General features: G+C 65.8%; 22 protein-coding genes. 15 read left to right on the forward strand and 7 right to left on the reverse strand.

Going from position 1 to position 22154, the window contains the following annotated elements; all coding sequences use genetic code 11:
* Position 1: 1 nt before the first annotated feature.
* On the reverse strand, positions 2-757 hold the full coding sequence (locus tag CV102_RS02580; protein WP_148856274.1) for a prephenate dehydrogenase/arogenate dehydrogenase family protein: 756 nt from the start codon (positions 755-757) through the stop codon (positions 2-4).
* Positions 758-902: 145 nt separating this feature from the next.
* Here CV102_RS02580 and CV102_RS02585 point away from each other — a divergent pair, with 145 nt between their 5' ends.
* The 5 genes from CV102_RS02585 to CV102_RS02605 all read left to right on the forward strand — a co-directional run bounded on the left by CV102_RS02585 (position 903) and on the right by CV102_RS02605 (position 4086).
* On the forward strand, positions 903-1229 hold the full coding sequence (locus CV102_RS02585) for a hypothetical protein (RefSeq protein ID WP_148856275.1): 327 nt from the start codon (positions 903-905) through the stop codon (positions 1227-1229).
* Between the two features lie 138 nt (positions 1230-1367).
* Positions 1368-1577 (forward strand): hypothetical protein, encoded by a 210-nt coding sequence (locus CV102_RS02590; RefSeq protein WP_148856276.1) that lies wholly within the window; start codon positions 1368-1370, stop codon positions 1575-1577.
* A 198-nt stretch (positions 1578-1775) separates the two neighbouring features.
* Complete coding sequence (locus CV102_RS02595) at positions 1776-2789, forward strand: thiamine pyrophosphate-dependent dehydrogenase E1 component subunit alpha (RefSeq protein ID WP_148856277.1); 1014 nt, start codon at positions 1776-1778, stop codon at positions 2787-2789.
* Positions 2789-3817, forward strand: a complete 1029-nt coding sequence (locus CV102_RS02600; RefSeq protein ID WP_148856278.1) for an alpha-ketoacid dehydrogenase subunit beta — start codon at positions 2789-2791, stop codon at positions 3815-3817. The genes CV102_RS02595 and CV102_RS02600 overlap by 1 nt, the downstream gene beginning before the upstream one ends.
* Before the next feature lie 2 nt (positions 3818-3819).
* Positions 3820-4086 (forward strand): lipoyl domain-containing protein, encoded by a 267-nt coding sequence (locus CV102_RS02605; RefSeq protein WP_148856279.1) that lies wholly within the window; start codon positions 3820-3822, stop codon positions 4084-4086.
* A gap of 458 nt (positions 4087-4544) precedes the next feature.
* On the opposite strand, the gene CV102_RS02615 is transcribed toward CV102_RS02605, so the two are convergent.
* Positions 4545-5285 (reverse strand): bacterio-opsin activator domain-containing protein, encoded by a 741-nt coding sequence (locus CV102_RS02615; protein ID WP_187432841.1) that lies wholly within the window; start codon positions 5283-5285, stop codon positions 4545-4547.
* Between the two features lie 377 nt (positions 5286-5662).
* Between CV102_RS02615 and CV102_RS02620 the strand changes: the two genes are divergently transcribed.
* Complete coding sequence (locus CV102_RS02620; RefSeq protein ID WP_148856282.1) at positions 5663-6706, forward strand: NAD(P)/FAD-dependent oxidoreductase; 1044 nt, start codon at positions 5663-5665, stop codon at positions 6704-6706.
* 35 nt (positions 6707-6741) lie between these two features.
* Here CV102_RS02620 and CV102_RS02625 read toward each other — a convergent pair whose 3' ends face one another.
* The 4 genes from CV102_RS02625 to CV102_RS02640 all read right to left on the reverse strand — a co-directional run bounded on the left by CV102_RS02625 (position 6742) and on the right by CV102_RS02640 (position 9336).
* Entirely contained in the window at positions 6742-7143 is a 402-nt protein-coding gene (locus tag CV102_RS02625; protein WP_148856283.1) for a HalOD1 output domain-containing protein, read from the reverse strand.
* Between the two features lie 181 nt (positions 7144-7324).
* Positions 7325-8497 (reverse strand): M24 family metallopeptidase, encoded by a 1173-nt coding sequence (locus tag CV102_RS02630; RefSeq protein ID WP_148856284.1) that lies wholly within the window; start codon positions 8495-8497, stop codon positions 7325-7327.
* Positions 8498-8578: 81 nt separating this feature from the next.
* Positions 8579-8893: a DUF7521 family protein gene (locus tag CV102_RS02635; protein WP_233710614.1), complete on the reverse strand. Its 315-nt coding sequence runs from the start codon at positions 8891-8893 to the stop codon at positions 8579-8581.
* The gene (locus CV102_RS02640; RefSeq protein ID WP_306438827.1) at positions 8893-9336 is read right to left on the reverse strand and encodes an ArsR/SmtB family transcription factor; all 444 of its coding nucleotides are present in this window, start codon (positions 9334-9336) and stop codon (positions 8893-8895) included. The genes CV102_RS02635 and CV102_RS02640 overlap by 1 nt, the downstream gene beginning before the upstream one ends.
* Before the next feature lie 36 nt (positions 9337-9372).
* Between CV102_RS02640 and CV102_RS02645 the strand changes: the two genes are divergently transcribed.
* The 9 genes from CV102_RS02645 (at position 9373) to CV102_RS02685 (ending at position 20183) form a co-directional block, all read left to right on the forward strand.
* On the forward strand, positions 9373-11148 hold the full coding sequence (locus CV102_RS02645; RefSeq protein WP_148856286.1) for a carbamoyltransferase family protein: 1776 nt from the start codon (positions 9373-9375) through the stop codon (positions 11146-11148).
* Between the two features lie 337 nt (positions 11149-11485).
* Entirely contained in the window at positions 11486-12082 is a 597-nt protein-coding gene (locus CV102_RS02650) for an Lrp/AsnC family transcriptional regulator (protein ID WP_233710615.1), read from the forward strand.
* Between the two features lie 367 nt (positions 12083-12449).
* Positions 12450-12869, forward strand: a complete 420-nt coding sequence (locus CV102_RS02655) for a hypothetical protein (RefSeq protein WP_148856287.1) — start codon at positions 12450-12452, stop codon at positions 12867-12869.
* 298 nt (positions 12870-13167) lie between these two features.
* Positions 13168-14460: a 3-phosphoshikimate 1-carboxyvinyltransferase gene (gene aroA, locus CV102_RS02660; RefSeq protein WP_148856288.1), complete on the forward strand. Its 1293-nt coding sequence runs from the start codon at positions 13168-13170 to the stop codon at positions 14458-14460.
* 49 nt (positions 14461-14509) lie between these two features.
* Complete coding sequence (locus CV102_RS02665) at positions 14510-15784, forward strand: alkaline phosphatase family protein (RefSeq protein WP_148856289.1); 1275 nt, start codon at positions 14510-14512, stop codon at positions 15782-15784.
* 58 nt (positions 15785-15842) lie between these two features.
* A complete protein-coding gene (aroC, locus tag CV102_RS02670) occupies positions 15843-16994 on the forward strand; it encodes a chorismate synthase (protein ID WP_148856290.1) in 1152 nt (383 codons plus the stop codon).
* Positions 16995-17115: 121 nt separating this feature from the next.
* Positions 17116-18147 (forward strand): thiamine pyrophosphate-dependent dehydrogenase E1 component subunit alpha, encoded by a 1032-nt coding sequence (locus tag CV102_RS02675; protein WP_148856291.1) that lies wholly within the window; start codon positions 17116-17118, stop codon positions 18145-18147.
* Entirely contained in the window at positions 18147-19154 is a 1008-nt protein-coding gene (locus CV102_RS02680; RefSeq protein WP_148856292.1) for an alpha-ketoacid dehydrogenase subunit beta, read from the forward strand. The genes CV102_RS02675 and CV102_RS02680 overlap by 1 nt, the downstream gene beginning before the upstream one ends.
* A gap of 3 nt (positions 19155-19157) precedes the next feature.
* A complete protein-coding gene (locus tag CV102_RS02685; RefSeq protein WP_148856293.1) occupies positions 19158-20183 on the forward strand; it encodes an NAD(+)/NADH kinase in 1026 nt (341 codons plus the stop codon).
* Between the two features lie 20 nt (positions 20184-20203).
* Here CV102_RS02685 and CV102_RS02690 read toward each other — a convergent pair whose 3' ends face one another.
* Entirely contained in the window at positions 20204-22036 is a 1833-nt protein-coding gene (locus CV102_RS02690; RefSeq protein ID WP_148856294.1) for a 2-oxo acid dehydrogenase subunit E2, read from the reverse strand.
* Positions 22037-22154 lie beyond the last annotated feature (118 nt).

Raw genomic sequence — 22154 nt, forward strand, 5'->3', positions numbered from 1 at the left:
CTCACTCCTCTCTCGTGTCGTCGCCGTGCACTCGTCGGGCGGCCTCCCGGTACAGCGACTCGAGTTCGTCGGGGTCGGCGTCGGCGATCGCCGTGGCGGCGTCGGCGACGTCCTCGGCGCCGTCGAACGTCTCCTGAATGTCCGCGTAGACCCGCGGCGTTCCCTCGGTCATCTGTGCTGCCAGCGTCCGTAACTCGTCGTAGATCGGCGTCTCGAACCCCTCGGGAACGCGGTTGGCGGCCAGCGCGAACGAGAGGACGGCGGCGTGGGTCGTCGCCTGGACCGTCTCCATCGCCTCGTCGTGTTCCGCTGCCGTCGTCTCGACCAGATCGTTACCCCGGCGCTCGAGCGCCTCGAGCAACGCGTCGATCGTCGCGCCCTCGTTCTCGCGAACGACCGCGATCGAACCGGGAGCGCGCTCGGGTGCGAACAGCGGGTGGAGGCTCGCGCGCTCGCTGTCCGGCGCGTGGTGAGCCATCGCCTCGAGCGGTTCGGCCATCACGCCCGAGACGTCGACGATCGCCCGCCGCGCGCGAGGGGCGTGTTCGGCGATCGCATCCGCGGCGTATCCGAGCGGTACCGCGATGCAGACGACGTCGTAGGCGTCGTCGCGCTCGAGATCGGTGACGTCGCCGCCGGTGGCGGCGGCGGCCGCGGCCGCGGCATCCGGATCGACGTCGGCAAAGGTGACGTCGGCGTCGACGGCATCCCCGAACCACGTCCCCATGGATCCCGCACCGACGATCAGTACGTCCATTGGGCTGTGATACCCGTCGGCGTTGCAAAAGGCGTTCGATCGATCGGTTCGCGAGACCGTCCTGCGGTCGTCTCGCACCCGGCGACCGTGCATCGTCGCAAGCACGACCGATATGCCTCCGAATCGGCAACTACCGATAGATTCTATGACGGACGACTCATCGACGGAACTCGACCGCAGGCGCACGCTCGAACTCTCCGGCCTCGCTGCAGCGGGCTCGATCACCGCCCTCGCGGGCTGTAGCGACGACGACGACGAAACTCCCGACGACGACGAACAACCCGAACATCCGGACGAGGTCGACGGTTCGAACGGCGGTGGCGGCGGCCCGGTCGACGACGAGGAGCAGACCGGCGGCCACCCCGAGGAGGGTGAGGACGACGAACCGGGCGACGAGCAGGGAGAGGTCCAGGAGGAGGAACCGGACGACGAGGACGAAGACGGGGAGAGCGACGACGAAGACGACGAGTAACTCACGCATCCGGTTCGCCGATCGCCCTGCAGCCGCTTTTCGAGCGAACGTCCGACTCGTCGCGAATGTCTCGACGGGACTAGTATCGGCTGCGAACGACGGCCCGGTTCCTATTCCCGCAGGCTGGCCACTACTCGTATGGTCGACATCGGCAATCCGTTCGGCGTTGATCTCGCGACGATGATGTTCGGAGCCGGGTTCTCGCTGCTCTTCTCCGCGGGTGCGATGCGGTACGAGGAACAGCTCCTCGGCTGGACGTCGGCCGAGATGCTCGGCGCCGCCGGAGCGGCGCTTCTCGTCGCCGGAACCGTCCTCGGTCTCGGCCTCGTGATCGCCGGCCTTCGGTAGCCGGACGCGACTCGAGGGTGCGATTTTCGTCGACCGCTTTCCGTCCCAAAATCGTGCTGGTGACCCGACAGACCGGTTCCTGACGGTCTCGAGGCGAGGTTCGAACCCTCGCGAGTCGCGAGGCACGATCAACTATATGATCGTTCGTGTCGAATCGTTCCGATGGATATCATGGTGGCTGTTAACGAGTTACAGTCCATGTTCGAGGACATGGTTACGGCGAGGTACTACGAGGAGCGCCTCCAGGAGGAGTATCTGGAGGGGAAACAGCCGGCGTTCGACATCTCCGCCGGCCCGATTCCGGGTGAGTTACACCTCGCGGCGGGCCAGGAGGCCGCCGCGGCGGGCGTCTGCCGGCATCTCCGGGATTCAGATACCGTGACGGCACCCCACCGTCCACACCACGTCGCGATCGCGAAGGGCGTCGACCTGAAGCGAATGACCGCGGAGATCTTCGGGCGGCGAACCGGTCTGAGCAAGGGCAAGGGCGGCCACATGCACCTGTTCGATCCGGACGTGAACTTCGCCTGTAGCGGCATCATCGCGCAGGGCTGTCCGCCGGCGGTCGGGGCGGGTCTCGCGGCGACGAAACGGAGCGAGGACAGCGTGGCCGTCGCCTTCCTCGGCGAGGGCGCGATCAGTCAGGGCGCGTTCCTCGAGTCGCTCAACCTGGCGGCCGTCCGGGAGCTTCCCGTCATCTTCGTCGTCGAAGACAACGACTGGGCGATCAGCATGCCGAAGGATCGCGTCACCGACGTCGACGACGGTTCCCAGCGCGCCGGCGGCTTCGACATGCCAGGGGTTCGCGTCGACTACGACGACGCGACAGCGGTCTACGACGCCGCGAAGGAGGCGATTGGGCGGGCTCGAGCGGGCAACGGTCCGACGCTGCTCGAGGTGCAGGTTCACCGCCGGATGGGTCACTTCATGGGCGATCCCGAGAGCTACCGGCCGGACGAGGACAAGGAGGCGGCACAGGAACGGGATTCGATCGAGCGGCTCGCGGCCGATCTGCGGAGCGAAGGCGTCGCGGACGACGACATAGAGGAGATCCGCGAGCGAGCCCGCGACCGGGTCGACGAGGCGATCGAGTGGGCCAAAGACCAGCCGGAACCCGGGCCCGAAGAGGCCTACGAGGACGTCTTCGTCAACCCGCCGTCGGGCGTGACGACCGAGGAACCGAGCCACGAACTCGCCGGAGGTGACGACTGATGGCACAGAAGGAATCCCAGCAGGCGGTCGAACGCGAACTGACGATGAGCCGCGCGATGGTCGAGGCGATCGGCCACGAGATGCGCGAGAACGAGGAGGTCTTCTACATGGGCGAGGACGTCGCCGACTACGGCGGCATCTTCGACAGCACCCAGGGGCTGCTCGAGGAGTTCGGTCGCGACCGGATCATGGACGTCCCGATCAGCGAGACGGCGTACATCGGCGCCGCCGTCGGCGCCGCCCAGCAGGGGATGCGTCCGATTGCGGAGCTGATGTTCGTCGACTTCTTCGGCGTCTGTATGGACCAGATCTACAACCAGATGGCGAAGAACACCTACATGAGCGGCGCCAGCGTGAACGTTCCGATGGTTCTGACGGCGGCCGTCGGCGGGACGTACAACGACGCGGCCCAGCACTCCCAGACGCTTTACGGCACCTTCGCCCATCTGCCGGGGATGAAAGTCGTCGTCCCCTCGACGGCCTACGACGCCAAGGGGCTGATGCACAACGCCATCCGCGACGACGATCCGGTCGTCTACATGTTCCACAAGCGCCTGATGGGGATCGGCTGGATGCCCGCGCCGGACGGTCCGAAGACGCCCGTTCCGGACGAACCCTACACGATCCCCTTCGGCAGCGCCGACGTCAAACGCGAGGGGGAGGACGTTACCGTCGTCACGCTCGGCCTGCACGTCCACCGGGCGCTCGAGGCAGCCGACGACCTGGCCGAGGACGGAATCGACGCCGAGGTGATCGACCTCCGGACGCTCGTGCCGCTCGATACCGAGACGGTCCTCGACTCGGTCGAGAAGACGGGACGGCTCGTCGTCGTCGACGAGGACTACCGCTCCTACGGCGTCACCGGGGAGATCATCGCGCGCGTCGCGGAGGAGGGACTGGCCGACCTCGAAGCCGTCGAGCGAGTCGCCGTCCCGGACGTCCCGCTCCCGTACGCCCGACCGATGGAAGACGAGGTGATTCCGGGGACCGAGGACATCGAAGCCGCGATCCGCTCCGCACGATCGTAACCATGAGCGGGAACGAAGACCGGGTCGCCGTCGCGGCAGCCGACGTCTGGCCCGAGGACGCCGAGGCGGACGAGACCGCCGTCGTCGTCAACTGGTTCGCACGGGAGGGCCGGCAGGTCGACGAAGGAGAAACGGTCTGCGAGATCCAGATCGAGAAGGTCAGTATCGACGTGCCGGCCCCTACCGATGGGGAACTCGTCGAGATCGAGCGGGGCGAGGACGACGAACTCTCGCGCGAGGATACGTTGGGCTGGCTCGCACCCGATTGAGTGGCTTCCGTCGGTCTCGACGGAGGCAGTAGACTCCGTGTTCGTATGGTCTCGTTCTTTTCCGCCAGCCGAGATGGTCAGTCGCCTCCCAACGTCTCTGATCGTTCGGCACCTGAAAAAGCGGGACCGTCTTCGTCGTTGATAGGCTGAAACTCGGCCGATCCGCACTCGCAACCCTTTCGTTGTCCGATCGGAAGAATCGTCCCGTCCGGCCACCGGTGGGCAGCGTAGACGTTTCCACAGGACACGCAGTTCGCCGCGAGCTTTTGCTTTTCCGGCTCACTCATCGAACCACCGGTCATCTCGAGAGGGGCTAACTCCCTCTCTTCTTACAGATACGTGAGATAAACTACTGGTGACGCGTTCGAACATTTCACCGGAGAGAATAGCTCGGGTACGAAAACGAGGTGGCTCCACAATCGAACGCACTTATATATCACGCGGCTCCTCGCGGTTCGTCAGCCCAGTCCGACGCCGGTCGGCTGTCCGATCGTGAGGGTATTGTTCACGAGATTCGTCTGACCGCGACGGAGCCGTTCCGACGTCGCTTTCGGCGAGATGTCGAGGGCGGCGGCGACGTCTTCGAGCGTGGCGTCACGGGGTATCTCGAAGTGTCCGAGCTCCTCGGCGGTGATCAACGCCTCGCGCTGCTTTGCCGTCACGTTGAACTGCCCCATCTTCGGTTCCTCCAGATCGTAGAGCCGGACGACGTGAAACGCGATATCGTGGTCGTTACAGTACGCCCGCAGGTCCTCGAGCGTCTCTCGAGACTCGACGCGCAGTTTGAGCAGCCACTCGTGATCCTGTCCCTCCGACTGGAGAACCGTCGCGTCGCGGGATCGTATCCACTGGAGGATGTTGGCTGACGACGCGGCCCAGTCGACTCGATAGAGTGCGTCCTCGGAAAACGTTGCAACTCGCTGGATGCTGTCAGTCGTCGGATCGGCCGCTGCAGCCTCCTCGAACGCCTCGGACGCACCCCTCACCCAGAGGTACGGAAGGGGTGACCCCTCGGAGGGGACGAGCTGTTCGAACTCGACGACGTGATCGGGAACGGCAGCTAACGTCTCCGCCAGGACGAACGCGTCGGTCGGGACGGTGAACTCGATGACGAGTTTCGAGTCGGCCGCCTCGATGCTGTCGGGGGAAACCGAATCACCGTTCGAATTCTGCTGCGTATGGTTGGTGTCGGAGGTCATGGGAAGCGTGACTCGAGTTGCGGAACGCGGGTTGTTCGACGTGAGACCCGCGTAACGGCCACGCGAATGGATCGCGTCACGGAAGCACGACGATGCATCCACCATCTCCTCCATGATCGGAAATGGAAACACGGTACGCGATCGTTCCGTAACGGGACAACGAACTGCCAGTCGGATATGCCTGTGGCCAGAATGTGTGAACAGACGAGTGACAGCGCTCGACGATCGAGCCGTCGTATTTCGGGGGAAAGCGTTGCCGTCTTGCGATTCGATCACGTGTGTCGTACCCGTGAACGCAGGCGGTGAACGAACGCGACGAGCCGGCGCCGTTTGCCGGCTGCGTGAGGGTACTTCAGCGTTCGACTCGAACTGTGCGTATGGAACGGATCGGGATCGTCGGCGCGGGAGTCGGTGCGGCCGCGGCGGCCTTCGAAATCGAGGAATCGACCACCGACGTCTCGGTGACGGTGCTCGAAAAGTCCCGCGGGCTCTCCGGCCGGGCAGCGACCCGGCGGCGAGACGACGTCGTCTACGATTACGGCGCGAACTACGTCAAATCGGACGACGAGCGCGTCGTCGAACTCCTCACGGAGACGCTCTCGAGCGACGGCCTCGTCGATATCACCGATCCGGTCTGGACCTTCGACCGCGAGGGAGAGATTTCGCCCGGACGCGACGCCGACGAGCACAAGTGGACCTACCGACAGGGGTTGACGCAACTCGGGAAGCGGCTCTTCGGTCGCACCGGCGCGACGATCCACCGAGAGACTCGCGTCGAGCGCGTCGTGCGCGACGCCGACGCCGGGACGTGGCACCTCGAGGACGCCACCGGGAAGCGCTGGGGCCCGTACGACGCCGTGCTCCTCAATCCGCCGGCACCGCAGACGGCCGACCTGCTGCGGTCGGCCGCCTGGGAGGCGGACTGTCGCGAACCGCTGGTCGAAGCCGTCGAGGACGTCCCCTATCGGCGGGTCTGGACGGGGGTCTTTCACTACCCGTTCGAACTCGAGACACCCTACTACGCGCTGGTTAACGTGGACAAGGACCACGAGATAGGCTGGGTCGGTCGCGAGGAGTGCAAGCCCGGTCACCTCCCCGACAGCGAATCGCTGTTGATCGTTCAGGCGAACCACGAGTGGTCGGTCGAACACGCCGACGAGGAACCCGAGCGTAACCTCGCGGAACTCGCGGCGCTCACCGCCGGACTGCTCGAGGACGACCGCCTCACCGATCCCGACTGGACCGACCACCAGGGCTGGCGGTACGCCCTGCCGGAGGCGGGCGTCGCGACCGAACCGCTACGACAGGCGGAGTCGGAGGGACTGTACTGCGTCGGCGACTGGGTCGCCGGTGAGGGACGGCTTCACGCGGCACTGCGAAACGGGCTCGGCGTCGGTGAACAGATCGCGCTCGGGTCCTGATCAGGAACGGGCGATTGTCGCCTCCGCTGTCCACGCTACTGGCCGGCAACAACGATTTTCCCGGTGCCGTCGACGAGAACGTCCAGGCCGTCGACCTCGAAGGAGATCGTCACATCGTCGCTGCTCGAGACGAGCCGTCCGAACGCTATCGTATCCACCGTCTCGTAGAGCGGAGGAAGATCGAGTGGGTCTCGATCGGTCACGGACGCGATCGCCTCGGCCAGGGCCACCGTCGGATCCGCAGTATCGGTCGCAAACTGGAACTGGTGTCTCTCTGCTGTCGGTTTCGACTTCGGGCTCATATACCGCACCTCCACACCACTCTGTATAACCACCAACTCTGACCAGTCAGTGCTATCTTCTCGCGGTGAAACCGGCCGAACCGGGCGTTCCGAACGTTCGAGCGGTATGGGTTCCGGGAACGTCCCTTCGATCACCTCGTCCCCTCCCGCTCGTCAGGTCGAGTAGTATCAGGGATCAGGTTCGAGAGTGGCCGTCTCGGTACGGATCGCCGGCTGCAGTTACGTGGCCGCCGGTTCTATAGTAACAACTGAAACGATTTACACACTGATCGCACAGCCGTCGTGCGATCAGGTGTGCATTGACTTTCAGTGGCTACTATAGCTCGATCGGGTACTCGGTCAGGTTCTCGTAGCCGTCCTCGGTGACGACGACGAGGTCCTCGATGCGGACGCCGCCCACCTCGGGGTCGTAGATGCCGGGCTCGATCGTGATCACGTGACCCGGTTCGAGTTCGCCGCCCGTGGGGGCGACGCTCGGCTGTTCGTGGATGTCCAGCCCGACGCCGTGGCCGGTGCTGTGGATGAAGCCCGTCTCGGCTTCCGGATCGCTCCGGAGGGTGTCGTAGCCGGCCTCCTCGATCACGTCACAGGCCGCGTCGTGGACGTCCGAGCCGGTGACGCCGGCCTCGACGGTCTCGAGGGCGGCCTCGAACGCCTCCTCGGTGACCTCGTAGCGCCGGCGGGCCTCCTCGCCCGGATCACCGCGGGCGAAGGTGCGGGTCATGTCCCCGAAGTAGCCGGTCTCCTTGTCCCGCGGGAAGATGTCGATCACGATCAGTTCGTCCGCCTCGAGGGTGCCGCTGCCGCGGTTGTGCGGGTCGGCGCCATCCGGGCCGCAGGCGACGATCGTTTCGTCGAGCGCGCAGCCGTGTCGCAGGAGGGTGATTTCGATCTCCTCCGTGACGTCCTCGCTGGTCAGCGGCTCGTCGCCGTGGACGAGGGTGCCGTCGTCCTCGATTTCGGCCGTCGCGATGAGTTCCTCGGCGACGGCCATCGCGGCCTCGTTGGCCTCCTGGGTCGCCCGGATCTGGTTCGTCTCCCAGGGGGTTTTCCTCGCTCGAATGCCCTCGACGACGCCTTCGGACTCGACCGTGACCTCGAGGTCCTGCTCTCGGAGGCCGTCCGCGGTCCCCGTCGGGAAGTTCCGCGGGACGGCGATCGAATCGACGTCGTGATCCGCGAGGAAGGTCGCGATCGTTCGAACCGTTCCCTCGTACGAGCCGTACTCGGCGAGCAGTTCCTGGTAGTCGTACGCGGCGCGTCGCGTAACGGAGTCCGCTTCTGCCTCCTTCGTCGCCCGGCCGTACTCGAGACCCGAAACGAGGAGATGGACGTCGCCGTCGGCGGTCACCAGCGTCTGGTAGGCGTCCGGCGCGGTAAAGCCGGAGACGTACCGTTGATCGGAGTCCGAGGCGTCGTCGTCGATGAGGTAGCCGTCTACTCCCTCCTCCTCGAGGGTGGCAAGAAGCGGCGTGAGATCGATCTCCATGTGGGGGCTTGTGCAACCGTTCCACATAATTGCGTGGATTGTGGAACGGCAGCCGCTGGCCGCGTGCGAGACGACTGGCCGCTACGTTCCCTTTCGCAAGGAGACGAGGACGAGCGTCAGTCCAATCGAGACGAGCCCCGCCTGCACGACGCCGGCCGCAGAGATCGACACTCCTCCCAGCGCGTAGAGCATCCCCTCGCAGATCGCACCCGTCCCGATGAAGACGAATCCGCCGGAGACGTACAGCATCGGCTCGTTGCCGTTTCGGCGGTAGCCGTGGTACGCGAGGTAGGCGATGCTGAGGCTCAACGCGAGCACGACCAGTTTCGCGCCGTACGCGATCGAGAGACCCGCCGTGAGTCCAACCGGCGTCGCCAGAGCGACACTCGAGGCCATCAGTCCCCACCCCGGAGGTCGCTCCAGAGGTCGGCGAAGTTGTCGGCGAGTTCGTCCCGGGTATCGACGGCGACGGTCAGTTCGTCGCCGTCGAAGGTCGCGCGAACGGACTCGACCGTCGTCCGGTAGATGCTTCGATGCGAGCCGTCGGGATCGACGACCGTCTCCTCCTCGAGCAGCCCGTGATCGTCGAGCGTGGCGACGCGGCGGTAGACCGTCGGCAGCGACGCATCACACGCCTCACTGAGTGCTTTGGCAGTCATCGGCTCTTCGTTGGCTGCGGTCAGAATCTTCCGTGCGTACGGATCCGCCAGCAGATCGAGAACAGAACCGGTGTCACACCTGCGATCTGTATGCACAGCTGTTTTTCGCACCGTCTGGTGTATATAATCCACGTTTTTCTGACCGAGAGAACTTTCGAGGGGATTTTGAGCCCCCCACACAGAGTGGGTAAACGAGTCCTCCCGTTACGTATGAGTATGTCATCATATACCCTCGCCTGCAAACCCGCGATCGGACTGTACGGTCAACACGATCCAAGCGCCGTCCTCTTCGAGAACGGAACCCCCATCTTTGGGATCGAAGAAGAGCGGCTGACGCGGGACAAACATGCCGTCGACACGTTTCCCGAGAAAGCGATCCGCGCGTGTCTCGAGTACCGTGACCTCGATCTTGCCGATCTCGAGCGGATTCTGCTGCCGTACGATCCGAGACTGCGCTCGCGAATTCGACGCCACTATCTCGTCGACGCAGTTACGGCACCCGGGATCGCGAGGAAGGTGTCCGCACTCGAGCAAACCGTCGTCGACGAGTTCCGGAGTCAGTTCCTGCCGACGCGGGAGGTCGAGTCCCACCTCGAGTCGATCGGAACGCCGGTTCCTCCGGTCGAGTGCCGCTCGCACCACCGCTGTCACGCGGCGAGCGCGTTTCACCCGTCCGGGTTCGACGACGCACTCGTACTGACGATCGACGCGAAAGGCGAGTACGACTCGACTGCCATCTGGCGAGGGACCGAAGACGGGCTGTCGCGCATCCGCACCTACGAGCATCCGAACAGTCTCGGGCTGTTCTTCGCGATCGTGACCGAGTATCTCGGCTATCGGATGTTCAACGGCGAGGGGAAGGTGATGGGGCTGGCACCCTACGGCAACCGCCGACCGGAGATCGAACGAACGCTTCGCGGGCTGATCGACACCGGGGTCGACTACGACGTAACGGCACTCACGAAACGGTGGGGGACCGGCTACGGCGTCGAGCAACTCGAGGAAGCGTTCGACCGACCGAGTAAGGACCAGCCCGGCGCGTTCGACCAGTGGGAGAAAGACCTCGCACACACGGCACAGAAACTCCTCGAGGAGACGGTCCGTGAGATCGTCGAAGCCTACCTCGGCGCCACCCAGTCGAACAACGTCGCGCTGGCGGGAGGCGTCGCGCTGAACTGCAAACTCAACAAGCGGGTCCGGGAACTGGACGCCGTCGACGACACGTTCGTCCAGCCGGTCGCCCACGACGCGGGGCTCGCACTCGGTGCGGGCTGGCTCGACCAGCGACCCACCAACGTCGACTCTCAATCGACGGTCTACTTCGGATCCGAGTACGGGACCGACGAGATCGAGTCGCTGCTCCAGACGAACAAGATCGAGTACGGGAAGCCCGACGACCTGGAGCGGTACGTCGCCGAACGCCTCGCCGATGGGGACCTCGTCGGCTGGTTCCAGGGACGGATGGAGATGGGGCCACGCGCGCTGGGCGGCCGCAGTATCCTCGCCGATCCGCGCACTGCAGAGTCGCGCGACCGGGTCAACAAGTACGTCAAACATCGCGAGGAGTGGCGACCGTTCGCCCCCTCGCTGCTCGAGTCGGCGGCACCTGACTACCTCGTCAACGGCCAACGGGCGCCGTTCATGATCGACACGTTCGACGTCCGCGAGGAGAAACTCGACGACCTCGAGGCCGTGATCCACCCGGCGGACGGCTCGACGCGACCCCAGACGGTCAACCGCGAGCAGCATCCCCGCTACCACCGGCTGATCTCCGAGTTCGAGTCGATCACCGATGTCCCGGCCGTGTTGAACACCTCGTTCAACGACCACGGGGAGCCAATCGTCAACACGCCGACTGAGGCGATCAAGGACTTCTACGGGATGGGCCTGGACGTGCTCGTCCTCGAGGACTGCGTCGTCGAGAAGCGGGCGACGACGACCGAGAAGAGCGAGCGCGAGCGCGACGCCGTCGTCGGCGGGCCAGGACAGTAGAAGGTCCGTCCGTACTTCGTGGCGCGTGCTGAGCCGCGTCGAGCGGAGCGAGGCACGAGTGAAGCGAGTGCCTCGTAAGGTGAGGCGCGCCACGGCGTGGCGCGACTGTCGGGACGGCGTTGCCGTCCCGCAGTGCCCGTGAGCAGAAATCGGTCGGGGTGGATGTGGAAATTCCGTGTGTTCGTGCGAGCAGAACGCCTTTCCTGTAATAATAGTCGGCAGTAGTACGACGATTTATTCGGACCGGCCATCGAAACAGCCGGTTCGTATAGGCGAAGGCGTTACCGGAGCAACCATTTACATTGCCGATAGCTGCCAGAAACGACGTGCTGAGTGGATGCATGCAGCAATCTCTCCACGTTCGTTCCTCCCATTCCGCGCCGAATCACCCGCTCGCTGGAAGTGCCCATCGTACAAGATGACTGGAAAAAACCACTTTCGAGTGGTGCCCGTATTCGTCTCTATGGTTCACAATCTCGACGACGTCGACCGAGGTATTCTCCACCTTCTCCAGAAGAATGCACGGGAAGCTACAGCCGCAGATATGGCCGATATGGTCGGAACCTCGGCCAGCACAGTGCGAAACCGCATCGAGTACCTCGAGGAGGGCGTGATTCGTGGCTATCACCCCGAGATCGACTACGAAGAGGCGGGATTCGAACTCCATCTGTTCATCGTGTGTCGAGCGCCGGTTGCAAAACGAGCCGAGCTGGCCGAGAAGGCGTTAGATCTCTCCGGCGTGATCAACGTTCGTGAGATGACAACTGGCACCCACAACGTCCACATTGAGTCGGTGGCCGTCGATTCCAATATGGCAGATGAGACCCTCACGGGAATCGAGAACCTCGGTCTCGAAATCGTCTCCAGTCAGGTCATCAAAGAGTTCCACGTTCAACCGTTCGATCACTTCGGAAAGGATCTATTCGAGGACTGATCGCCCGGCGCGTATATCCTGCCGTATCCTTCTGGACGTCTCTCCTCTCCGAGTATCGTGCCAGAACACGCCACGAGCATGTCTCGTCGAGAGGCCCAGAAGAGAGACATACGTGTCGAAAAACAGCTATAGTAGCCACTGGAGGTCAGTGCGCTCCCGTCGTGCGATCGGTGTGCAAACAGTTTCAGTTATTACTATACTCCGTGCGCCACGGGAGTAGCGTCGAGTGAGTGGATGGAGCCGAGAGATCGTGATCATCTGAATACTGTTCTTTCCCGCATCTCTCGGCTGTACCCTGTTTAATCCGAAGCGCATGTAACTGTGGACGTAACAGGCACTCTTCCGTGTGTGGCACGTGATACCATACATGATTGCGCATTCCTCAGATCAGCATCACCAGGGCGAGGTGGTGGAAGACGATGACGTATTCGATGCGCTGGCAGACGGACAGCGGCGTCAACTGCTCGTCGACTTACTGGACAGCGATCTGCAACGGGTATCAGACCTATCCGACACGTCCCGGGAACTGATCGAGGCCCACGACGCACTCCTCGATCAGGTTTTATCGGGGCAGTTGGAGATCCCCGGAGCAGACACGGAACTCATCCAGAAACACCGTGTTCACCTTCCCAAGCTGGCAAAGTATGGATTTATCGAATGGAATCCAGAGGATTGTCTTGTAGCGAGAGGTCCCCGGTTCGACGAATTAACACCGGTTCTCGAACAGATGGAAAACCAGCGAACGGATCACCCCGTCACTGATCCGTTTACCGATTTCCGCGAGTAGAGAACCTTCAGCGCGACACTGTGCACGGTCTGGTGCCTGTATCGACCTACGTACAGCGTGGATTCAACGTACCCTCTGTGTTGCATTCGCGCCCTCTATTCAGCACGATCCGCTAAACACTATCGCTATTTGACAACGATCGTAGCGTTACGTTCGCACTCCCTGCGTAACAGCCCCTCGAAGTCGCCCACCAACGACCCGAAATCGGCGGCGGCAGTCCGACCGACTCGAGAACTCCTCGTCACGGAATATCACCAGCATCGGTACCGTGATAGGGCGGCCCTTCCCAGAGGCCAGTATGAACGTCACGATCTCGCCGTCTCGAGTGCAGGGACGAGCACGGGCACCGCCGTCGAAGAGCTACACACACCGGGCGATCCTCGCCGCCGGCTACGCGGACGGCGCGACCGTCCAGGACGCGCTCTGGAGCGCCGACACGAAAGCGACCGCCGGCGCCGTCGACCTGTTCGGCGGCGACGTCGACCGAACCGACGACGGGACCCTCGAGATCGAGGGCTTCGACGGCCAGCCCGGGGTTCCGGCGGACGTCATCGACTGCGAGAACAGCGGGACGACGATGCGGCTGGTGACGGCCACAGCAGCACTCGCCGACGGAACGTCGGTCCTCACCGGCGACTCCTCGCTCCGAAGCCGGCCACAGGGGCCGCTGCTCGAGGCCATCGCGGACCTGGGCGGCGACGCCTACAGCACCCGCGGGAACGGGCAGGCACCGCTGGTCGTTACCGGACCGATCACGGGCACCGAGGTCTCCATTCCCGGCGACGTCTCCTCGCAGTACATCACCGCCTTGCTGATGGCCGGCGCCGTCACCGAGGAGGGGCTCGAGATCGATCTCGAGACCGAACTCAAGTCCGCGCCCTACGTCGACGTCACGATCGAAGTGCTCGAGGACTTCGGCGTCGAGGCCCGCCAGACCGACGCCGGCTTCGCGGTCGAGGGCGGCCAGCGCTACGACCCCGCAGGGGGCGAGTACCGCGTTCCCGGCGACTTCTCGTCGATCTCCTACCTGCTCGCGGCGGGGGCGATCGCCGGCGACGAGGGCGTCCGCGTCGAGGGCGCACAGCCGAGCGCGCAGGGCGACACGGCGATCGTCGATATCGTCGAGCGGATGGGTGCCGACGTGGACTGGGACCGCGAGGACGGGACGATCGACGTTTCGACCGCTGCCCTCGAGGGAATCGAAGTCTCTGTCGAGGACACGCCGGACCTCCTCCCGACGATCGCGACGCTCGGTGCAGTCGCCGACGGGGATACCCACATCACCGACGCCGAACACGTCCGCTACAAGGAGACCGACCGCGTGAGCGCGATGGCCGAGGAACTCGGGAAGATGGGCGTCGAGACGACGGAGGAGCAGGACGCACTGACGGTCCACGGCGACGAGTCGGATCTCGAGGGTGTCCGAGTGGACGGTCGCGGCGACCACCGCATCGTGATGGCGCTCGCGCTCGCCGGACTGGTCGCCGACGGCGAGACGACGATCGCGGGCGCGGAACACGTCGACGTCTCGTTCCCCGACTTCTTCGACACGCTCGAGGAACTGGGGGCGACGCTCGACCGGAGCGACTGACGGATCCGGGCGGGCGTCACTTTACTACAGTGAGCACGTAGGCGGTGCCATGCTCCAGGACCGCGTCGCACAGTCGCTCGCCGAGCGGGCTGAAGACGGCTACTGGGCCCCGTCCTACGAGGATTACTGCTTCGCGAACGTCCCCGAGACGGCCCTGTCGGTGCTCGACGACGGCTTCGACGCCAGGCTCCCCGACGACGTTTTCGCGGGCGTCGAGACGGACGTCGACAACGTCGTTCTCTTTCTCCTCGACGGCTTCGGCTACGAGCACTGGCAGCGCTACCACGAGGAGCAAACGCTCCTCTCGGCGCTCACCGATCGCGGCACGGTGACGCCGCTGACGTCGATCTTCCCCTCGGAAACGGCTGCGGCGCTGACGACCGTCCACACCGGTCGGTCGCCGGTCGAGCACGGACTGCTCGGCTGGTTCCAGTATCTCGAGTCCGCCGAGCAAATTATCGAGACGCTCCCGTTCCAGACTCTCGAGGGCGAATCGCTCGCGGACGCGTCGCCAGCGTCGGACACGCGAGAGCTGTTCGACGGGGAGACGGTGACGGTCTACGAGGGCGCACGGGAGGCGGGGATCGACAGCTACGCGATCCAGCCCGACGAGTTCGTCGAGTCGGGATATACGCGAGCGACCACCGCCGGCGCGGAGCGGGTGGGGTACGACACCGTGGCCGATCTCGCGGTGACGATCCGACGGACTCTCGAGGACTCGTCCGATCCGACCTACGTCTACGCCTACGAGCCGACCATCGACGCCATCTCGCACGCCGAGGGGACTGGGACCGAACGCTACCGGACGACCCTCGACGCGATCCTCAAGCGCCTGCGCCACGAACTGGTCGACCGACTCGACCCCGACGTTGCAGAGCGAACCCTGCTGCTGGTGACGGCCGACCACGGGATCGTCGACACCGTCCCCGAGGAGAACGTCGAGACGACCGAGTGGGACGAGTGGCCGGCGCTCCGGGAGACGTTCCGCCGCGACGCCGCGGGCGAGCCGCGTCTCCCCACCGGCAGCCCACGGAACGTCCACGTTCACGTTCAGCCGGACCGGTTCGAGGAAGCGCGCGAGATCGTCGAATCGAATCTGGTGGGGCGAACGTTCACGCGGGAGGAGGCGCTCGAGCGCGGCCTGTTCGGGCCGGGAACGCCGTCGTCGCTGTTCGAGCGCCGGTGTGGCGACCTGATCGCCGTCCACCGGAACCGGGGACTGTGGTGGGAGGAGATGACGTTGATCGGGATGCACGGCGGGCTCACGCGCGAGGAGATGCTGGTCCCGTTCGCCGCGACGCGGCTCGACGCGCTGCAGCGGTAACGCCCGATCTTGCGTGTATCCTTCACCCATAAGTACGCGCGCCCCCGAGGGGGAGCCAATGAACGGCAACCGTTTCGGTCGCCTCTTCCAGGTGACCACGTTCGGCGAGAGCCACGGGGAGGCGATGGGCTGCACCGTTTCAGGGTGTCCCGCCGGCCTCGAGCTCTCCGAAGAGGATATCCAGGCAGACCTCGATCGACGCAAGCCGGGCCAGTCGATGATCACGACCAGCCGCGGCGAACCCGACGACGTCGCGATCAAGTCGGGCGTCCAGGACGGCTACACGACCGGGACGCCGATCGGGCTGGTCATCCAGAACAAGGACGCTCGCTCGGGCAAGTACGAGCCCTTCATCACCGCGCCGCGGCCCTCCCACGGCGACTTCACCTACTCGGCGAAGTTCGGCACCCGTAACTGGGGCGGTGGCGGCCGCTCCTCGGCGCGGGAGACGGTTAACTGGGTCGCCGCGGGCGCGATCGCGAAGAAACTGCTCGCTCGCGAGGGGATCGAACTCAAGGCCCACGTCAACCAGATCGGCGACGTCGAGGCCCCCGAGGTGAGCTTCGAGGAGATGCTCGAGCACAGCGAGGAGAACGACGTTCGCTGTGCCCACCCCGAGACGGCCGCGGAGATGCAGGAACTCATCGAGGAGTACCAGGACGAGGGCGACTCCATCGGCGGTTCGATCTACTTCGAAGCCCAGGGGGTCCCCGTCGGTCTCGGCGCACCCCGGTTCGACTCGCTCTCGGCCCGACTCGGCCAGGCGATGATGGCGGTTCCCGCGACGACGGCGTTCGAGTTCGGTCTCGGTACCGAGGCCGCCGAGTGGACGGGCAAGGATCGCAACGACGACTGGGAGTTCGATTCCGAAGGGAACCCAACCCCGGTCGAGAACGACCACGGCGGCATTCAGGGCGGGATCAGTTCGGGCGAGCCGATCTACGGCGAGGTGACGCTGCACGCCCCGACGTCGATCCCGAAGAGCCAGCAGACGGCCGACTGGGAGACCGGCGAACTCAAAGAGGAGCAAGTCATCGGCCGCCACGATCCCGTCCTGCCACCCCGGGGCGTCCCCGTCGTCGAGGCGATGCTGGCGCTGACGCTGGTGGACTTCATGTTGCTGTCGGGTCGGCTCAACCCCGATCGCGTCGACGATCAGCCCGGCGAGTACGACACAGACTACCACCCGAGTAACCCGCGAAACGAGTAACACGGCCCCTCCGTCGGTCGTTCTTCCGAGCCGGAATCAGCGCCGAGATACCGCTCTGTTGTATCTCTGCGTGGTAGTCACTAGCACTTATGAGTCGGGCCGTAGTACAGGGTAGCCGACCATGGGAGAGATTGACTTACAGAGCCGAGACGGGCGAGCGGAAGCCCTGCGCCGGATGCTGACGATCCGCGCGTTCGATTCGGAGGCTGGTGATCGGTTCGCCGACGGCGAGATCCCAGGTTTCGTCCACCTCTACATCGGAGAGGAGGCGGTCGGCGTCGGGACCTGCGCTGCACTCGAGTCGGACGACTACATCGCGAGCACACACCGCGGCCACGGCCACTGCATCGCGAAGGGGCTGGATCCGAAGTACATGATGGCGGAGCTCTACGGCAAGGCCGAGGGCTACTGCAACGGAAAGGGCGGGTCGATGCACATCGCAGACGTCGACGCCGGGATGCTCGGCGCGAACGGGATCGTCGGCGCCGGACCGCCGCTCGCGACCGGCGCGGCGCTGTCGATCGACTACCAGGATCGCGATCAGGTCGCGGTCGGCTTCCTCGGCGACGGCGCCGTCGCGCAGGGGCAGGTCCACGAGGCGATCAACCTCGCGGCGACCTGGGACCTGCCGGCGATCTTCGTCGTCGAGAACAACCAGTACGGCGAGGGGACGCCCGTGGAGAAACAGCACAACGTCGACAACCTGAGCGACACCGCACAGGCACACGACATCCCGGGGCTGACCGTCGACGGGATGGACGTCACCGCGGTCGCGGAGGCCGTCGGCGAGGCTCGAGCGCGTGCCAGGGCCGGCGACGGGCCGACCCTCGTCGAGGCCGAGACCTACCGCTACCGCGGCCACTACGAGGGCGACGAGGAGCCCTACCGGGACGAGGCGGAGATCGAACGCTGGAAGGATCGAGACCCGATCGAGTCGTTCAGGGATCGGCTGATCGATCGCGGCGAACTCACCGCCGAGGAGTTCGACGAGATGGAGGCCGAGATCGAAGCCGAAATCCAGGCGGCGGTCGAGTACGCCCAGGAGGCCGACGAGCCGACGCCCGACGAGGCGTACGACGACATGTTCGCCGAGACGCCGCCCGAGATCGAGCGGTTCGCGACGGTCGCCCGGACCGACGGAGGTGAGCGATAATGACCGCACAGACCGAACGCGAACTCGAGACCGAAACCGAGACGATGACCGTTCGGGAGGCCGTTCGGCAGGCCCTCCGCGAGGAACTCGAGCGCGACGAGGACGTCTACCTCATGGGCGAGGACATCGGCCTCTTCGGCGGCGTCCTCGAGGTCACCGGCGACCTCTACGAGGAGTTTGGCGAGGAGCGCGTCCGTGACACCCCGATCAGCGAGGCCGGGTTCATGGGCGCGGCGACGGGTGCGGCGGCGACCGGCACCCGTCCGGTCGTCGAACTCATGTTCTCGGACTTCGCGGGCGTCTCGATGGAACAGATCATGAACCAGATGGCGAAGATGCGCTACATGTTCGGCGGGAAGGCCGAGATGCCCGTGACGGTTCGCACGACGGAGGGCGGCGGGATGGGCGCCGCGAGCCAGCACTCGGGGACGATCCACACCTGGATCGCGCACTTCCCCGGCCTGAAGGCCGTCGCTCCCGGCACCGCTGCGAGCGCGAAGGGGTTGACGAAGGCCGCGATCCGCTCGGACGATCCCGTCTTCGTCTTCGAGAACAAGATGATCTACGAGCAGCAGGGCGCGGTGCCGGTCGACGAGGACTTCACCGTCCCGATCGGCGAGGCCGCGATCGAACGGGAGGGCGAAGATGCCACCGTCGTCGCGACCCAGCGCCTCGTCGGGGAATCCGTACAGACCGCCGAGAGCCTGGCCGATGACGTCGATGTCGAGGTGATCGACGCCCGGTCGCTGTACCCCCTCGACACCGAGACGATCGTCGAGAGTGTCCGAAAGACCGGGCGGCTCATCGTCGCCGACGAGAGCCCGCTGTCCTACGGGACGCACGCCGAAATCATCGCGCGAGTCCAGGAGGAGGCGTTCTTCAGCCTCGACGCGCCCATCCAGCGCGTCGGTACGCCCGACACGCATATGCCGTTCAGCCCGCCGCTCGAGCAGGAGGTCCTGCCCGACGGTGACGACGTGCGCGAAGCGGTCGAGCGAGTGACGTAACTCGTGACGCGCGTCGGACTGATCGGCAACCCCGCGGCCGGCCGGGACATCCGCCGGCTCACCGGCGGCGCCAGCGTCGTCGACAACTACGCAAAGCGTCGGGTCGCCGAGTGCGTCCTCGCCGGGCTGACGGCGGTGACCGAGCCGCCGAACGTGCAGATCATGCCGGACCGGGCGGGGATCGCCGACCACGCACGCGACGAATCGCCGGACGAGGTCGACGCGTCGATTCTCGAGATACCCCTCGAGGGGACGGCGGCCGACACGCGCCGGGCGGCGGCCAGATTTCGCGAGGACGGCGTCGCGGCCGTCGTCGTTCTCGGCGGCGACGGGACGACCCGCGACGTCGCGTGCGAAATCGGCGACGTTCCGGTCGTCGCCGTCTCGACCGGCACGAACAACGTCGTCCCGTCGGCCGTCGACGGCACCGTCGCGGGGGTCGCCGCGGCGCTCGTCGCGACGGGCGCGGTTCCGGAAGCGGACGCGACCGCCCGACACGGAATGATCGAAGCGCGGGCCGAGACGGCGACCGGTGAGCGGCGACTGTCAGCGCTCGCGGCCGCCGAACTCTCCTCCCGTTCGTTCGTCGGGACGCGGGCGCTGTTGGATCCCGGAGACCTGCGCGGCGGCGTCGTCTCGCGAGCCCATCCGGGAGACGTCGGTCTCGCCGCCGTCGCCGGCGCGGTCGAGGCTGTCGCGCCCGACGACCCCGGCGGCGTCGCGCTCCGGCTGTCAGACCCCGCGGAGGCCTCGAGAACCGTCCGGGCGGTTCTCGCCCCGGGTGTGACGGCGACGGTCGGAATCGAGTCGATCGAGCGCCTCGAATGGGACGAGGCCGTCCGGTTCGACGTTCCCGACGGCGTCGTCGGCGCCGACGGCGAGCGCGAACTCGAGCTTACGGATACCACGGTCGAACTGCGGGTCGTTCCCGACGGCCCCCGACTGGTCGACGTCGACGCGACGCTCGCGGCCGGGGCCGACGCCGGCGCACTCGAGCGCACCGACCCGCTACCGACGACCGAGGACTGAGGCGGATTCGAAAACGAGGTTCAGGTCCGGGTCCAGGAAATTTCGACGGGCAGATCCTCCCGGAGCAGCTGCGAGACGTGACAGCCTCGCTCGCCGAGGTCGACGATGCGCTCTACCGTCTCGTCGTCGGCGTCCGTCTCGAGTCGGACCGTCGCCTCGACGCGCTCGACCGAGCCGTGACCGGGGTCGGCGTCGGTCGTGACGTCGATCGCGCCGACCGGCGCATCGCGCTTGTCCGCCTGGAACCGGACGCTCAGCGAGAGACACGACGCGAGGGCGCCGAGGAAAACGTCGACCGGCGTCGGTCCCGTTTCCGAGCCACCGGCCTCCTCGGGTTCGTCGAACGACCACTCGAACGAGCCGGCCTCGATCGTTCCCGCCATCCCATCGGGATTGTGCGCGGTGACGGTCCGGTCCGGCATTTCGGTGTCGGCACCCTTCGCCTCCTCGCCGGCTTCACGACTGACCTCGTCCGGAAGCAGCGGCCACGGATCCTCGAGCGTCTCGACCAGCGTTTCGAGAAACCTGGCGGCGTCGGCCCCGTCGACGACGCGGTGGTCGAAGGAGAGATCGAGCGGCAGCCGCCGCCGCCACTCGACCTCGTCGTTCGCGCCCCGAACGGGCGCCTCTTCGACCGCGTCGACGCCGAGGATGGCGACCTGCGGCGGGTTGATGATCGGATCGAACGATTCGACGCCGAGGACGCCGAGGTTCGTCACCGTGAACGTCCCGCCCTGCAGGTCGCCCATCGCGTACTCGCCCTCGGTCGCCGACCGGACGAGGGCGCGGCGTTCGGTCGCGATCGCCTCGAGCGATTTCCCGCCGACGTCCCGGAGCACCGGCGCGATGAGGCCCTGCTCGATGTCCACGGCGACGCCGACGTTGTGCTCCGCCCAGAGCCGGTGGACGTCGTCCTCGAACGTCGCGTTGAACGCGGGATGTTCCTCGAGCGCCGCGGACACCGCGAGCAAGAGCACGTCCTGGACGGAGACGTCCGCCTCGAGGTCGGCGTCCGCGGCGTCGGCGGCGGCGAACAGGCCCTCGGCGTCGGCTTCGCGGTGAACCGTCACGTGGACGGCCTCCCGATAACTCTCGCCGAGCCTCGAAGCGATCGTCCGTCGCATCCCGTCGAAGGGCCGCTCTTCGACGAGGGCGCGCCCAGCATCGTCCGCCGACTCCGCCGTTTCCTCGACGTCGCTCTCGGTGATCGACCCCTGATAGCCCGTCCCGTCGACGGTCGTAAGGTCGACGCCAAGCTCCTCGGCTCGCTTTCGCGCCCGGGGTGAGGCGTCGACGTCCGCTTCTCGCCGCTCGCTTGCGTCGGAGTCGGCCGCCTCCTCGACGTCGTCCTCGGTGATCGCACCGTCGTAGCCGGTCCCCTCGACGGTCGCGAGATCGACGCCGAGTTCCGCCGCGCGCTTTCGAGCCCGCGGGGAGATCTTCCGATCGGCGGCGGCTGCTCGCGATCCGGTTTCGCTCTCGTGTTCGGCAACGGCCGCGTCGTCCGCCGCACCGGTTCCGTCGTCGGTTGCCGAATCGGACGCGTCGGGGGTCGGCTCGTCCGTCGCGTCGAGCTCCGCCGCCACTTCCGACTCGAGATCGCCGATGTCGGCATCGGCGGGAGCGACGATACCGATCGGCGTCCCCGGTGGCACCGACTCGCCCTCCTCGAGGTAGGTCCGTCGGAGGGTGCCGTTCTCTCTGGCCTCGACCTCGGCGACGCTCTTCTCGGACTCGACTTCGGCGACGACCTCTCCGTCTTCGATCGTGGCTCCCTCGTCGATCGTCCACTCCAGTAACTCCCCGCGTTCCATCTCTAATCCGAGCTTCGGCATCCTGACAACGTAACCCATGGGCCTAAGTGGCACAACCATCGCATAAAGCATATCGGTAGGTCGAACGGCGCGACGCGATGTCCCGTCGTCCGCCTGCGGTCGGACCGCTGATGAGGTGTGGTTGCTACCGATCGTT

The organism is Natronococcus pandeyae (assembly GCF_008122205.1).
In the GTDB taxonomy this organism is placed as follows: Archaea; Halobacteriota; Halobacteria; order Halobacteriales; family Natrialbaceae; genus Natronococcus; species Natronococcus pandeyae.

Coding starts and splice junctions, on each gene's coding strand:
- CV102_RS02620 (WP_148856282.1), top strand. CDS start 5,663: ATGGAACGGATCGGGATCGTCGGCGCGGGAGTCGGTGCGGCCGCGGCG.
- CV102_RS02590 (WP_148856276.1), top strand. CDS start 1,368: ATGGTCGACATCGGCAATCCGTTCGGCGTTGATCTCGCGACGATGATG.
- CV102_RS02645 (WP_148856286.1), top strand. CDS start 9,373: ATGTCATCATATACCCTCGCCTGCAAACCCGCGATCGGACTGTACGGT.
- CV102_RS02595 (WP_148856277.1), top strand. CDS start 1,776: ATGTTCGAGGACATGGTTACGGCGAGGTACTACGAGGAGCGCCTCCAG.
- CV102_RS02615 (WP_187432841.1), bottom strand. CDS start 5,285: ATGACCTCCGACACCAACCATACGCAGCAGAATTCGAACGGTGATTCG.
- CV102_RS02680 (WP_148856292.1), top strand. CDS start 18,147: ATGACCGCACAGACCGAACGCGAACTCGAGACCGAAACCGAGACGATG.
- CV102_RS02655 (WP_148856287.1), top strand. CDS start 12,450: ATGATTGCGCATTCCTCAGATCAGCATCACCAGGGCGAGGTGGTGGAA.
- CV102_RS02600 (WP_148856278.1), top strand. CDS start 2,789: ATGGCACAGAAGGAATCCCAGCAGGCGGTCGAACGCGAACTGACGATG.
- CV102_RS02585 (WP_148856275.1), top strand. CDS start 903: ATGACGGACGACTCATCGACGGAACTCGACCGCAGGCGCACGCTCGAA.
- CV102_RS02635 (WP_233710614.1), bottom strand. CDS start 8,893: ATGGCCTCGAGTGTCGCTCTGGCGACGCCGGTTGGACTCACGGCGGGT.
- CV102_RS02690 (WP_148856294.1), bottom strand. CDS start 22,036: ATGGGTTACGTTGTCAGGATGCCGAAGCTCGGATTAGAGATGGAACGC.
- aroC (WP_148856290.1), top strand. CDS start 15,843: ATGAACGGCAACCGTTTCGGTCGCCTCTTCCAGGTGACCACGTTCGGC.
- CV102_RS02605 (WP_148856279.1), top strand. CDS start 3,820: ATGAGCGGGAACGAAGACCGGGTCGCCGTCGCGGCAGCCGACGTCTGG.
- CV102_RS02675 (WP_148856291.1), top strand. CDS start 17,116: ATGGGAGAGATTGACTTACAGAGCCGAGACGGGCGAGCGGAAGCCCTG.
- CV102_RS02650 (WP_233710615.1), top strand. CDS start 11,486: ATGCATGCAGCAATCTCTCCACGTTCGTTCCTCCCATTCCGCGCCGAA.
- CV102_RS02665 (WP_148856289.1), top strand. CDS start 14,510: ATGCTCCAGGACCGCGTCGCACAGTCGCTCGCCGAGCGGGCTGAAGAC.
- CV102_RS02630 (WP_148856284.1), bottom strand. CDS start 8,497: ATGGAGATCGATCTCACGCCGCTTCTTGCCACCCTCGAGGAGGAGGGA.
- aroA (WP_148856288.1), top strand. CDS start 13,168: ATGAACGTCACGATCTCGCCGTCTCGAGTGCAGGGACGAGCACGGGCA.
- CV102_RS02580 (WP_148856274.1), bottom strand. CDS start 757: ATGGACGTACTGATCGTCGGTGCGGGATCCATGGGGACGTGGTTCGGG.